The organism is Okeania sp. SIO3B5 (assembly GCF_010692555.1).
In the GTDB taxonomy this organism is placed as follows: Bacteria; Cyanobacteriota; Cyanobacteriia; order Cyanobacteriales; family Microcoleaceae; genus Okeania.
In genome coordinates this window covers 1-14480 of record NZ_JAAHHG010000237.1, presented here as the reverse complement: position 1 = coordinate 14480, position 14480 = coordinate 1, and the positions used below count along the sequence as shown (strand labels likewise).

At 37.1% G+C, this 14480-nt stretch carries 11 protein-coding genes and 1 pseudogene; 8 read left to right on the top strand and 4 right to left on the bottom strand.

Annotated elements, in window-relative coordinates:
- The 5 genes and pseudogenes from F6K54_RS25720 to F6K54_RS25700 all read left to right on the top strand — a co-directional run.
- Positions 1-501 (top strand): annotated as a pseudogene (locus F6K54_RS25720) (hypothetical protein); the annotation flags it as partial.
- Positions 502-1100: 599 nt separating this feature from the next.
- Positions 1101-1778 carry a hormogonium polysaccharide secretion pseudopilin HpsB gene (gene hpsB / locus F6K54_RS25715; RefSeq protein ID WP_293083803.1) on the top strand — a complete coding sequence of 226 codons (678 nt, stop codon included), beginning with the start codon at positions 1101-1103 and terminating at the stop codon, positions 1776-1778.
- A 184-nt stretch (positions 1779-1962) separates the two neighbouring features.
- Positions 1963-3033 carry a hormogonium polysaccharide secretion pseudopilin HpsC gene (gene hpsC, locus F6K54_RS25710; protein WP_293083801.1) on the top strand — a complete coding sequence of 357 codons (1071 nt, stop codon included), beginning with the start codon at positions 1963-1965 and terminating at the stop codon, positions 3031-3033.
- A 150-nt stretch (positions 3034-3183) separates the two neighbouring features.
- Positions 3184-3858 (top strand): Tfp pilus assembly protein FimT/FimU, encoded by a 675-nt coding sequence (locus tag F6K54_RS25705; protein WP_293083799.1) that lies wholly within the window; start codon positions 3184-3186, stop codon positions 3856-3858.
- Between the two features lie 275 nt (positions 3859-4133).
- Entirely contained in the window at positions 4134-4847 is a 714-nt protein-coding gene (locus F6K54_RS25700) for a Tfp pilus assembly protein FimT/FimU (RefSeq protein WP_293083796.1), read from the top strand.
- A gap of 221 nt (positions 4848-5068) precedes the next feature.
- Here F6K54_RS25700 and obgE read toward each other — a convergent pair whose 3' ends face one another.
- Positions 5069-6082: a GTPase ObgE gene (gene obgE / locus F6K54_RS25695; protein ID WP_293083793.1), complete on the bottom strand. Its 1014-nt coding sequence runs from the start codon at positions 6080-6082 to the stop codon at positions 5069-5071.
- Positions 6083-7511: 1429 nt separating this feature from the next.
- Positions 7512-8234, bottom strand: a complete 723-nt coding sequence (locus F6K54_RS25690; RefSeq protein WP_293083791.1) for a Mo-dependent nitrogenase C-terminal domain-containing protein — start codon at positions 8232-8234, stop codon at positions 7512-7514.
- 766 nt (positions 8235-9000) lie between these two features.
- On the opposite strand from F6K54_RS25690, the gene F6K54_RS25685 reads away from it, so the two are divergent.
- Both F6K54_RS25685 and F6K54_RS25680 read left to right on the top strand, forming a co-directional pair.
- Positions 9001-9858, top strand: coding sequence for an HIT family protein (locus tag F6K54_RS25685; RefSeq protein WP_293083788.1), 858 nt, complete (start codon positions 9001-9003; stop codon positions 9856-9858).
- 444 nt (positions 9859-10302) lie between these two features.
- Complete coding sequence (locus F6K54_RS25680) at positions 10303-10488, top strand: hypothetical protein (protein WP_293083785.1); 186 nt, start codon at positions 10303-10305, stop codon at positions 10486-10488.
- A gap of 496 nt (positions 10489-10984) precedes the next feature.
- Here F6K54_RS25680 and F6K54_RS25675 read toward each other — a convergent pair whose 3' ends face one another.
- Positions 10985-11821, bottom strand: coding sequence for a pentapeptide repeat-containing protein (locus tag F6K54_RS25675; protein ID WP_293083782.1), 837 nt, complete (start codon positions 11819-11821; stop codon positions 10985-10987).
- Positions 11822-12059: 238 nt separating this feature from the next.
- Here F6K54_RS25675 and F6K54_RS25670 point away from each other — a divergent pair, with 238 nt between their 5' ends.
- Positions 12060-12647, top strand: a complete 588-nt coding sequence (locus F6K54_RS25670; RefSeq protein ID WP_293083779.1) for a phycobiliprotein lyase — start codon at positions 12060-12062, stop codon at positions 12645-12647.
- Positions 12648-12803: 156 nt separating this feature from the next.
- Here the strand turns inward: F6K54_RS25670 and F6K54_RS25665 are convergent, their stop codons facing one another.
- The gene (locus F6K54_RS25665; RefSeq protein WP_293083776.1) at positions 12804-13562 is read right to left on the bottom strand and encodes a PEP-CTERM sorting domain-containing protein; all 759 of its coding nucleotides are present in this window, start codon (positions 13560-13562) and stop codon (positions 12804-12806) included.
- Positions 13563-14480: the final 918 nt, after the last annotated feature.

Genomic DNA, 14480 nt, shown 5'->3' with positions numbered 1-14480 from the left:
GTCGGTAGTGGAGACGCACCACCACGCTCTAACCCACCAGAGCCAAACGGTGGTTTACCTAACTTTGCCCGTTACATAGAAAAATGGGATGGTTCAGATTCTCAAATCTCAGGTTCATTTATTCAGTTCAAACGTAGTAACTATGCCACAGGGCCATTTACTTCAGTAGTAACTAACAATGAACAAAATTTAAGCAGGTTCAATTATAACGTCCAAAATCCTGGACCATACAGAAACCTAAACGGTAAAGGAACACAACCCCATTACATGGCTCCTAACCGGATTTATGGATTTGATGTAGGTCTGTTGTATCAGTTGCCAGACTTGTTCTCAGCAACATTTACTCAGCCAGCAACCAGCAAACCAACAGAATTATTCCGAGAAGTAGACAGAGAAAACCTCTGGGTGCAAAATTTGCTCTGTGCCAAAGAAGATGGAGGAGATTTCGCTCTGCCAGAATCTCAGCGGCCAGATACCTGCCCTGTTCAGGATAACTCTTAGGCGGTTGTTGTTGCGATCGCTCCTTGGGCGATCCCCCCTGGCCCCCTTGAGAAGGGGGGAAGGACTTCAAAGTCCCCCTGAGTGATCCCCCCTGGCCCCCTTGAGAAGGGGGGAAAGACTTCAAAGTCCCCCTTTATAAGGGGGATTTAGGGGGAGCGAGAGCATTGATATGAGCTAAGTTGATCGGCAGGTATTAATTCAATTTCAGGATTAACTCTTAGGCAGTTGTTGTTGCGATCGCTCCTTGGGCGATCCCCCCTGGCCCCCCTTGAGAAGGGGGGGAAGGACTTCAAAGCCCCCCTTTGTCAGCTATGCTTTATAAACATCTTTCTTAACATAAAACTTGACAAAATAGAGAAGTTATGCTGCTATTCAATGAATATTTTGGGAGAGTAAACCTATTTAACTAGAGGCTTTTGTCCCCATATTCCCCTTTGGGAGCAGTAGGGGTGAGTCCCCATCTCCTATCATAAAAGGGTTTTAAGAGTTTCTGATCGGGGATAGCTTTCTAAGAGGGGAGAACAACCTTCCTTTTTAAGGGGGATTTAGGGGGATCGATAGTATTAATATTATCTAAAAATACAGGAGGTATCTCTGAAATGATTTCAAAAAAACTACACAAACTTATATATCAGTCAACAGAAGCTGGCTATACATTAATGGAATCTATGGTAGCGATGGTATTAGTCAGTATTTTGGCTGTTTCTATTTCGCCAATGTTAGGATTTTGGGTTGCCTCTCGCGTTCAGGCACGACGAGTTGAACTGGGTGCAGTAGCAGCGAGAGCATACATAGATGGTGTTCGGGCTGAAGTGATTAACCATCCTGATTTCTATCTCACCAATCCTACTTTATTAGGAGAAGGAGCTGATGTTAGTACTTTAGTGTGCGAGCAAAATAATGATTATTGTACTCAACCAACCTTAACTAACCAAGGACAATTTTTTTGTGTCAATAATGATGATACGTCAGGCTGTCAAGTAGATAGTGCTACAGATATTGTACTTCACGTCGGAAGTTTTAGTCCTTCGGGAGCGTTTTATCAGCTAGATTCAAATAATAACCCTAGGTATGAGTTAGGTTATAAGTTAGATGTCAGAGCTTATCAGGCTGCTGCTTTCAGCGAACCTGGTAAATTGTTGAGGTCTAGTTCAACGAAGAGTCAAGTCTCACGGGTGAGTGGTTTAGCAGATAAAAAAGCGCCTTTAGTAGAAATATCTACAGAGATAACTACAGGGGAAACCAACTACTTTGAGTTGGAAAACCTCTTGCAATAATTAATTTTAATCTAGATTAGTAGTTATCATCCTTTATTTTAAATAGATATCTGGTGATCATCAAAAATAAAATCAATTTTCGCGCAAAAATCATCAATTATTTCCTCCTACTACCTCTTTTAATGCTTTTAGTCTGCACTTAACTATAGATAAATATCTTGAAACTATTACCAAGGAAAAAATTATGCTGACAATACTTAAATATATACTCAAAAATCGACAACTTAAACGTTTAAAATCAAATCCCAGTACAAGGGGATTCACAATGGTAGAATTGTTAGTCAGTACGATAGTTGCTTTTTTAATTATCACTCCTTTACTATCATTTGTAGTAGATATTTTGGATACTGATGTCAAAGAACAATCAAAAGCTAATACAGAACAAGAATTACAGTCAGCAGTTAGCTATATTACTAACGACTTGAAGGAAGCTGTTTATATTTATGATGGAGATGGTACTAAGAGTATTGCTGAAAGTATTGCTGAAAAACTCAAGGGAGATTGTATTCTAGAGAAGGAGGAGGAGGAGGGTTGCATTCCAGTATTAGTTTTCTGGAAACAACAGTTAATTGAGGATATTGTTCCAGTTAACAAAACAAATGATCAAGTAGGTGAGGATCATTGTGATAGTAACCCATGCGATGATGCTCAAGTTTACTCATTAGTTGCCTATTATCTGATTACTGGTAATAAAGGTAACTCTCCCTGGTCTGGTGCTGCAAGGATAGGCAGATTGGAAATTCGAGATGGAGTTCGTAACCCGGCTGAGTATTATGATTATTTAGATGAAGGTGGTGACAAAATGGAGTTAGCAAAGCGAGATAGTGGTTTTCAGATATTTGATATTAGTCCTACTATCGCAGGTACCTTTGAGCAAAAAATGGAAAAATGGGAACCTAATGGCGAAATTACAAAAAATATAGAAGTATTAGTTGACTATGTAGACCATACTTCAGGCAGTGAATATATTAATGAAACTCCAGAAAATGATACAGTGCCAGATGATGATTTTTGTGAAGATAATCTCGGCTCTTCTGGCAATTCTAATGGGAATGCTGACTTAGTTGGAGACCCTGAAACTTATCGGGGTTTCTTTGCTTGTGTTGACTCTAAGCAGACTCTTGCACAAGTTTATATTGTTGGAAATGGTCTAGCTAGAAGTAAGGATGGAGCAAAATATCAGGAAAACGAAGCAGCTTTATTTCCCACTGTTACTATTACAGTCAAAGGCAGAGGTGTTTTGAGCGGGAGTTAGATAATACTTGTTTTAGTACTTATGTTTTCGGCACTTTTTCGGCATTAAATGCTCTGCAACTTGTTTGCACAACATGAACTAGAAAAGAAATCTCAATCCCAATTTTTGGGTTTTTGCTCATAAGTCTGTGAAAAAATTAAAGTGGTAGTTATGAAAAATTTAGTTTTATTCAAGCTGATTAAACATTTATTTTCATCTCAAATAGAAGTCGATAAAAAATTACCGCACTCGTCAATATTTCCCACAACTAAAACTAAAGTCTTAGCACAGACTCAGAAAGATTCTGGGTTTACAATGTTAGAGTTGATAATAGTAGTTTTGGTAATTGGAATATTATCAGCGATCGCTGCTCCTGCGTGGAATGCTTTTATTGACAGACAGCGTATTCGGACTGTGAATGATGATGTCTTGCGGGTATTGCAAAAAGCACAACTTGAGGCTAAGAGGAGGAAAGACGACGTTAAAATAGAATTTCTGTCAGTAGATCCGCCAAGAGTAGATATAGAGGGTATAGAGCAAAGCTTAAACCCTACCGGTGATATTAAAGCAGGAATGATTGAATTAGTTGTTCTGGAATGCCAACCTGATGGCAAGGACGATGATGGCAACTGTACAGATTATGAACCAGATACAGATAATTCTATTACCTTTGATTTCACAGGTGCAGTAGATGATGAGGACACACCACAAGAAATACCCTTTGTAGTTACAGTTTCTAGACCCAATGGGCAAAGACGATGTGTATTTGTTCAAACTCTTCTGGGTGGGATGAGAACAGATGAAGGAGAATTCACTTCTGGAAAAGGATGTCCAGAATCAGATTGAAAAAATTAATGACCTAATATCAATTCTCATACCAAATTGAATACCACTGACAATGCTCTGTCAAACCTAATACTGGTTAACGACGGGGCATTTTTTTTATGCCGAATTAAGCTAATCTTAAATTATAGCAGGGAACAGGCCACAATTCATCTGTGGGAAAAATATTTCTCTATCTTAAAGTTTATTATCAGCATAAGTATCTAACCACCCATTCTTTGCTATAGAATACAAGCGCAGATAAAAATATTAAGAAAAAACAGTCAATCAGGGTAAAAATGAACGGTAAAGTCTCGTTATCCGTAAAATCAACTATTATTAAAAATTGCCGAAAAAATCTATCAGAAAAATCACTGAGACAACAAGAAGCAGGATATAGCCTCATAGAATTAACATTTGTTGCTTTGATAATAGGCTGCCTCGCAGCGATCGCCGCTCCCGGATGGCTAAACTTCACCAATAAGTACCGCCTCCGTACTTCTACAAACAAAATATACCAAATAATGCAGAAGGCACGGACTAAAGCCATGCAAAATAAAACAACTTGGCAAGTAAGTTTCCAAGAAATTACCAATCCCATAGGTCAACCCGTCATTAGATGGGCAGTACATAAACCAGCGATCGCTCCTGGCGATCTGCCAGCATCAGTATGGAAATACTTAGAACCTGGCATTGAGATAGATGACAACGAAAAGAATGATAAAGGCAAATATGAAACAACTTTCCGGATAGTTAACCCCGATACTAATAAAGTTACTACTGACAAAACAGACCCCATTTACCGTACCCTTTTTAACTATAAAGGTTGCCCAGTTTATCACTCAACAGATCCATGTACCCGAACTACCTTGCTAGCAAAAGGTCGCATTACTTTAAAGCCACAAAACCAAGACAAACCCAAAAAATGCGTCATTATTTCTACCTTGTTGGGAACTATGCGAACTGGAAAAGACCATGAAAAAGCTGATAAGACCGGGAAATACTGCCGTTGACGTAGGTTGGGTTGAGAGAAGCGTTAGCGCAGCTTACAACGGTTTTCATTTGGGTAGACCACTGTAGGGGCGATTCGCGAATCGCCCCTACAAGGTTTTAATTGTGAAAATGTGGTTCATCTAAAACCTCTTTTTTGAAGGTAAAAAAGAAAAAAAATCATTTTAGTCAACTCCAGTAATAATTAATTATTAATTATTAATTATTAATTATTAATTATTAATTACTGAATCAAACTTTCCTCCAATTCTAACACCTGCCAAACTTCTTCAATCAACTCCTTCAAACCAATACCAGCAACAGCAGAAATCAAGAAAACTTTTCCCCCACTCATCTCCCTAAACCTACTCACTAACTCCTGTATTTCTTCACTTTCTAAATCTACAGCATCAACTTTATTCAAAGCTAAAATTTGCTTTTTATCTTTCAAATTTCGCCCATAAACTTTCAACTCATTTTGAATAGTTTGATAATTCTCCACCGGATTAATATCTGTAATATCTATCAAATGCAACAATAACTTAGTCCGTTCAATATGCCTCAAAAATTCATGCCCCAAACCTAAACCAGCAGAAGCACCTTCTATTAATCCTGGAATATCAGCAAAAACGGTACCATCTCCCGTCGGTTTTCTCACAACTCCTAAATTTGGAACTAAAGTAGTAAAAGGATAATCAGCAATTTTCGGACGAGCAGCAGAAAGAGCAGCAATTAAAGTAGATTTTCCCGCATTTGGTAACCCAATAATTCCCACTTCAGCTAACAGTTTTAACTCCAATCTTAACATTCGAGTTTCACCCTCCAACCCAGGCAAAGCATATTCAGGAGCGCGGTTACTATTACTGAGAAAATGTTTATTTCCTAACCCACCTTTACCACCTTTTGCAACACAAAAACTTTGTCCCGGTTTCACCAAATCTCCCAATAATTCCTCTGTTTCCGCATCATAAATCATCGTACCGGGGGGCACTTCAATTAAGCGATCGCTCCCTGAAGCACCAGTCATATTTTTTGGACCGCCACGCTTACCATTTTCTGCTTTAAAGATGCGTTGAAATCTAAAATCGAGTAAAGTTTGAAGATTTTCAACTGCCACTAAAATCACAGAGCCACCACGGCCACCATTACCACCAGATGGGCCTCCAGCAGGTACATATTTTTCTCGGCGAAAGGCAACCATACCGTCACCACCTTTACCAGCTTCTACTTGAATTTCTGCTTGGTCAATAAATTGCATATTTATCGAAAATGCTGCTAATTTTTAGTTGAATAAAAAGTCATGCGTAGGGGCGAGCAACTCCCAATGATTACATCTTACCCCAATTTTTTTCGGGATGCAAGACTAAATCCTACCGATTTTTCTTGAGCTTCACACAATGAGATTTTGGGAATTTGTCCGTTGAGCGATCGCTTCTATATCTCCATTAATCATTTATCACAAATGCTGTTTTGGCGTTGAATAAAAAGTCATGTGTGGGGGCGAACGACTCCCAATGATTACATCCTATCGCAATTTTTTTCGGGATGCAAGCTAAAATCCCATCTCTTTTTTTGAGCTTCACACAATGACATTTTAGGGATTTGTCCGTTGAGCGATCGCTTCATATATATAATCATTGAGCGCAAATGCTGTTTTGATGTTGAATAAAAAGTCATGCGTAGGGGCGAGCAACCCCCAATTATTACATCTTACTTCAATTTTTTTCGGGATGCAAGACTAAATCCTACCGTTTTTCTGGAGCTTCACACAATGATATTTTGGGAATTTGTCCGTTGAGCGATCGCTTCTATATATATCTATAGATTAATGCTACTGATTTTTAGTTGAATAAAAAGTCATGTGTAGGGGCGAGCAACCCCTAATGATTACATCTTACTTCAATTTTTTTGGGGATGCAAGCTAAAATCCCATCTCTTTTTTTGAGCTTCACACAATGATATTTTGGGAATTTGTCCGTTGAGCGATCGCTTCATATATATAATCATTGAGCGCAAATGCTGTTTTGGAGTTGAATAAAAAGTCATGTATAGGGGCGAGCAACCCCCAATAATTACATCCTATCGCAATTTTTTTCGGGATGCAAGGCAATATATCACCTGTTTTTTTTGAGCTTTACACAATGAGATTTGAGTGAGGTTATTTGTTAATTGAGCGATCGCTTCTATATATATCTATAGATTAATGCTACTGATTTTTAGTTGAATAAAAAGTCATGCGTAGGGGCGAGCAACCCCCAATGATTACATCTTACCTCAATTTTTTTGGGGATGCAAGCTAAAATCCCATCTCTTTTTTTGAGCTTCACACAATGACATTTTAGGGATTTGTCCGTTGAGCGATCGCTTCATATATATAATCATTGAGCGCAAATGCTGTTTTGGAGTTGAATAAAAAGTCATGTACAGGGGCGAGCAACCCCCAATGATTACATCCTATCGCAATTTTTTTGGGGATGCAAGACTAAATTCTACCAATTTTTTTGAGCTTCATACAATGAGATTTGAGTGAGGTGATTTGTTAATTGAGCGATCGCTATATATATCCATAGAACCCCCGCTCGTATCTTTGTCGGTGATCCAGTTTTTTACCAGGAGCGGGATTCAAGAGTTAGGAGTCAGGAGGAAAAAAAGAGGGAAGAGGGGAAGAAAGTTTTTTTGTCAGTTAATCAACAATACTTAGAAATATCCTCCTGACATTCATCTGCCAAATAAGATAAGGCACGGAAACGTATACCAACCAACTGGTCGTATAGTGGGTTAAGTTTACACATAGCTGGAATGTGGGCTACTTTCTTACCAAAAATCACAATGTCTCGCTCAAATGGACATTGAGGGGGAATCATTTTACATACCATGTGAGCCACTTTTGGGTCATGGATATCCCATCCATCCAACCAGTCTTTGATGGGAGCAAGTACAGTTTGATGATGTTCGGGGTCGTGGGGAATAATAAAAGTGCCAGTATGTTCGGTTTCTTCAATCCAACTGTCTAAATTATCTTCTCCTGCTTGTTCCTTGGCTTTTTCCAGATTTTTTCTAAGTGCATCTAAAGCTTTAACCTTTATTCCTAAAGCATCACAATATCTATGAAGTATGTCATCTTCAGTAACAGAATAAATTCCATCTGCCAAGGCTACCATTACAGCAGTTCTCATAAAATTTTCTGCTATGGTAGGATTTTCTCCGAGTACTCTAGCTAAATCATCTGGATTAATAGGTTGTAATTCTGAGATTTCAATTTTAGAAGCAAACTCTTCGTGACTAAAATGGTCAAATAAATCTTTCTCTGTCGCATCTAATTCTCCATCAGCATAAGCAACGCTCATTAGTCCCCTTAACCAGGTAGTAGTTTGTTCTTTATTTAGGGGAGATTTTACGATGCTAGTCATGGCTTAACCTCTGATTAATATATAATTGACTAACTCCTAAAACCAATTACAAGTTAAGTTGGTATTGGGAGCTATTACTTATATTTTACCTCACTATCTCTAGGCTAAAATCCTAAAATTTCCGATTTATGTTAACTTTATTTATTAGGGTTTTAGTAATTATGGCTACATCATTTTTAATGAAATTATGATGATAATCTTTACCTATTACCCAAAAGTAAAAATTAAATCTTCGTTCCTTCTTCTCTACAAATAAATCATCTAACTTATTTCCTCTAAACTGGGTGCATCTCAATGCGTGAATAAAGCCAAAAATTTATCGCTTTTAGGCAACACCTCATCTGGCAACAGGCAACAGGTAATATATAGGAAAAAAAGTATTTTTGCTTGCTATGAGATGCACCCTCTAAACTTACCCAACTTTGCCATAATTAAGAATTATTGAAGGAACCAGAGTTGATTAGTTCTAAAATATCCTCTAAATGAATGCGAGTGCGGGCATCTTGCCCGCGATGAATTTATCTCACTAAAGTGGAATCTGCTGTATAAGTTGGTATTAAAATTTGTTATTAATTTTTATTCATTCAGAAGTTATTCGTATTTTTTTAGTTGAGGAAAATTATTCATAAAATTTACACAAAATTAATTAAATTTTTTCCATAATTTCAACCTTTTTGCTGCAAAATTTACTGATAACTGATAACTGAAATTATCCATTACCAATTACAATTGTTGTATTCTGCATTAATCCATAACAAAAGTATCCTTGTTTACCAATAAACAATCAAACAAATATACCCACCTTACAGCTAAAGAACGTAAATTTATTTCATTTCCAGCTCAATTATTACTAGATAAAAATCTGCTAGTTGGTAAAATTCTCGACTTTGGCTGTGGGTTGGGAAACGATGTTAAACTACTACAACAAAAAAACTTTCCAGTCACTGGTTATGATCCTTATTATTTTCCACAATATCCCCAGGAAAAATTTGATACTATTCTCTGTTTTTATGTTTTAAATGTTTTATTTGAACAACCACAAACTCAAGTTTTGATGGAAGTTTCACAATTATTAAAACCTGGAGGTAAAGCTTATTATGCTGTTAGAAGAGGTTTGAAGCGCGAGGGTTTTCGAGAACATTATATACACAAGAAACCAACTTATCAGTGTTTAGTTAATTTACCTTTTAAATCTATCCACACAGATGAGTTGTGTGAAATTTATGAGTATATTCATTATAATCAGCAAAAAAATTCGACAAACAATTGTTTATTTTGTAACCCGCGTAAAAATTTACAGTTAATTATAGAGTCAGCAAAAACTTATGCAATACTTGATGGCTATCCAGTTACAAAAGGGCATACTTTAGTTATACCGAAGCGTCATTTAGCAAATTATTTTGAGTTACCTGTAGATGAACAATTAGAGTGTTGGTTAATGGTAAACCAGGTACAGAAAATTTTACAGGAAAAGTATAATCCGGATGGGTTTAATGTAGGGATAAATGTTAATCGTGCCGGAGGACAAAAAATGATGCACACAAATATTCATGTCATTCCTCGGTATCAGGAAGATACTTTAGGAGTTAAGGGAGGAATGAGGTTTGTTTTACCAAAGAGGTAAAGAAAGGAATAATTAATTATTAATTATTAATTATTAATTATTAAAAAGGCTTTAGTTATCTAGGAGAGAAGGAAAAATATTGTTTTGTCTAAGTTTTAAGCTTTTGATATGTTCTAACCTTTCTTTCAACTGCTATAAAATTAGAAGTTTTTCCATTGTATAACTTTGACACTAACGTAAGCATTCAGCTATTAGCTGTTAGCTAGCCTCCTCCGGAGGAACTACGTTAACAGCAATTAGTAATGAATAATTACTTCTAGGGTTTAGTCAGAGGACGCATGGCAGTAACTTTTTATTCTTTCTCAATTTCAAAGGTTGCTTTTACCTTCCCTAAAATTAATAGCTGATAGCTAATAGCTGACGGCTGAATGCTTACACACTAACTAATTTTTTTAGATATAAAATCAATGAATCAGCGATATTGTAAAAAAAGGATTTTTTTTAGTGGGTACTCTGCGCTCTGAAACAACTTTTCTACAACAAGTATTAAATGCTTATTCCCAAATAGCGATCGCTCCTGAAACTAATTTTATCAGGACTTACGCAGAGACTCTACATATAGCGAGGGCGAATACTATTTGTCCTACAGATGGTGGTTTAAAGGTCAATTTGCTTAAGTCCTGTTTATGAAAAAATTTTGGCAAAAAAGAAATTATACAAAAACTTATAGCGAATTTCATCTCAGTCAGGTACGCTAATAGCGAGCAAGATGCTCGCACTACTGAAGCTTGATTAATACTTGTAACTCACATACTAAAGCTTAAAACTCAAACAAAGCTATATTTTTCCTTCTTCCTTCTTCCTTCTTTCTTCTTCCTTATTTACCGAAAAGCGACGTTGAAAGCCCCCGTGTTTTAACCGGCGGATGAAAACAAGCGAGTCCTTTAGACTAGACAACTTTAGTTGTCCTGTGCTATTATCTGGATATACAAATGTTTAGACAAAAGTAAACAGAAAGCTAAGTTTAGACTTAAGCCGACTGTGTAGGGGCATCTTGACTTGTCCCCAAAGAGTATATCTTTGGTCAGCTAAGGAGAGACGAAGCAACAAGGATTTATCGGTGTTGCGTAGTATCAACTTAGAATCCCCTCGGCAATAGCTGCGGGGAGTAGTCAATTACGCTAGATTAAATATCAGTTAAATTAGAGAATAAACTATTCTTAGTATTAGTACGAGTAAAAGAATTCCAGGTTCCCAAATCTTTGCCAGAATATCCACATAACATAGCTCTAGCAGAGTCACTCAATCCCTGCACCAAAGTAAAATCAACTCCAGCAATACTAGGAATATTATCTAAACTTGCCCCCGTCAAATCAGCACCCCGCAGATCGGCCCCCTCTAACTCTACCCCATTGAGTCGAGTATCACGCAAATTAGCACCTATTAAAAAAACTCCCTTCATATTAGAACCACTGAGAGCTGCACCTTGCAAGTTAGCACCTGTCAAATCAGTACCACTTAGATAAGAACCCCGCAGATTTGCCCCTTGAAGGTCAGCTCCTCGGAGGTAAGCTGTATTTAAGAAAGCTCCACTTAAATCAGCTCCTGGCCCAACTGCTCCTGATTTTTTATAAGCAAATCCTTCGGGCCAAATTGTTTGACTATCATAGTAAGCTACTTGTAGTTTAGCTCCTGCCAAATTAGCGTCAGTCAAATTAGCCTTTTGTAATTCAGCTCTATTAAGATAGGCGTCGGTTAAATCTGCTCCACTCAAATTAGCTCCCTGAAGATTTGCTCCTCGTAAGTCAGCACCTTTGAGATTTGCTCCACTTAAGTTTACTTCGCTCAAGTTAGCTCCAATGAGGATTGTATTATTTAGATTGGCCTGTTGTAAATTGCTTTGACTTAGATTGACTTGATATAGTTCAATTTGACTGATATCTATACCTTGTAGATTACTACCTGTCAGATTTTTGTCTTGCTGATAAGCTTGAATAATTTCTGTAGCTGATTGAAACTGCATTTTGTTTGAAAATTTTAGTTAATTGTATAGCAAGGAAGGAGTTGCTTTGGACATAGATTGATGATGAACCGTAAGGAAATACTTTTCCTACTTTTGCCTGTTGCCTGTTCCCTATTCCCTATTCCCTATTTCCTGCTATATATATAAAGTATATGTTTGATTTATCCTATAGATTTTTATTGATTTTTATTAACTAAAAATTTCTTAGATGTTAACAAAACTTTAGGGGCAAAAAAAAATGAAATTTACACCACCAATGACAATGATGGATTTTTTTCTCAAAAGTGAGGGAACTTGGTTTTCTCAACGTACTGTTCATCATTTTGATTCTGTTCAAGATGAGTCAGGGAAATCTAATTTGATCGTCAAAGTTTTAACAAAAGATGACCCTAAAGTTTGGGAAGTTTGTGAACAACAAAATGTAAATCCAGCTTTAGCAACAGGTGGTGCAAGTTTTAATTGGCAAGATAATTTAGATGATGATGAACCTAATCCAAATTATGCTGCTATTTTAGTAGATATTCCTGATTCGGAAATAGGCTCAACAGGAAAATTTTTGCGTAATCGTGGTTATGTTGAAGGTATTCCTGTAGTGGGTAGATATCATTTTGCCACAGATGGAGTCTTGACAATTGACACAGAATATGAAAGGAATCAAGGGCAAGAACGTTGTTGGTTTCTGACAGATGACTTTCGAGTTCGTGTGAGTACGGTACGGATGATGAATGGTGTTAATTTGATGGCTTATTGTTCTGAACGTCGCTGTATTACTCGTAAACAATTAGAAGCAATGATTGAGAAGAATATTGCTAGAAGTATAGGTTAATATGCTTAAATATCTAGACCTCTAGCTAATTAATATCGATAGTTGTGGTATAATGAGGGTAGTAAGGTTAGGATTGTGTCAACAGTATAATCTTAACCTCACTACATTTACTAAACAAACTAGATCAAGTTATCGGTGTTTGGCAGACACTGGTAACTATTTTTTTTCTTGCTTGCGCTTACTAATGGCCAAACCCAAGCCACCAAAGGCAAGAATACCCAACATCGAAGTAGGTTCGGGTGCCTTGACAACTTCGCCTTGAGCCGTAAAGTTTCCTCCATCATTACCAATAGTATCTCCAAAGAAAAATACACTGTCGTGGGATTTGAGCGTCTTGGCAGGTTTGTTACCTAATTCAGGTATGTAGAACCACCAGTCTCCTTCAGAGAGCGTTACTTTAACAGCACCAGTATCTAGCTCTTGACCTAAGAATAACGATCCTGCTTTCATGGTTGCCATTACATCATTAGCGTTAACATTACCACTATTATCGTTATCAAAGGTGAATTTCAGATCGTTTGTAAGTTCAAACATTCCCGCACGATCAACACCAGCAACTGGTTCAAGATTAACAGGAGATACCAGTTCAAAAGTTCCCACGGCAGAATCACCTGGTATTATATCAAATAACCCAGGAGTATCGAAGAAGGGTTCAAAGTGATTGGTAGCAATAAAACTAGCTACTGCTCCTCCCAAGTCTAGAGGACTGAAGGTAACGTCAAAACTGCCTCCTTCAGCATCAAAAACATCTTTCATTTCCTGATTAAAGTTAGTTGTTCCATCCTCCCATTCTAGGGTAGATATTTCACCTTTAATAGCTTGAACAGGAGCAGTAGCGATGCCAGTTATAGCGATCGCGCCGATAGCTGCTACCCCAACGGGAGCGAGCTTTTGTAAGAAATTAGGTAAATTCATCGTTGAATCCTTAGATGTAGATACTTTACAAAAAAACGGGAATAAGGGAGATGTTATTTATCACCCATTTAGAGTTAGCTATGTTATTTGTTTAACAACTTTTAACTTAGGTAACTCTACATACTACTTTAGTCTTAAGCAAAAAAAACAGCAACAATAAACCCCCATTTTTAGTAAATCTTAACTCCTCTTAAAGCATCTAAATATATGAAGTTTGTGAAGACTTTACTAGATTCTATATAGATCTAGAAAAAATGACATAATCATACTAACTAATAATATTCATACTTGTATTAAATCATACTAATTTCATCGAAAATTGCTATAAAAATGTGGATATCAAGAATATAGTTTTGTAGAACAATTGATAAAATAAGTCTTAATAAATAATATTGAGATTATCAATTGTTACAAATTAATTGACAAAAAAAAGTAACTTTTTGTGAAGTATTCAATGTACTAAAACCTGATCAAAACGGAGATAAGTGGGAATTACCGAAAAGCGGCGTTGAGAGCAAGCGTGTTTTAACCAGGGGATGAAAACAAGCGAGTCGTTTAGACTAGACAACTTTAGTTGTCCTGTGCTTGTATTAAATACAATAACTTTTCGGTCTGCCCGTTTCAAATTTAGATGGTAACAATCTACCTAAATTATGGTGAAAAACCCAATGATTGGAAACCGTCACCGAAAAGAACAAAGTGTGGTTTGTATAGAACCGATAATAATTGGTGTGTTAATGCAGGCTTTAATGGGGCTGCAAATATAATCACAAAAGTAAGCCGCAAAGCTGTAGGGGCGATTCGCGAATCGCCCCTACTTAAGCCGACTGTGTAGGGGCACTTTGACTTGTCCCCAGAGAGTGTATTTCAGCTAAGAAAAAACGAAGCAACATGGCTTTATCGGTGTTGCGTAGTATA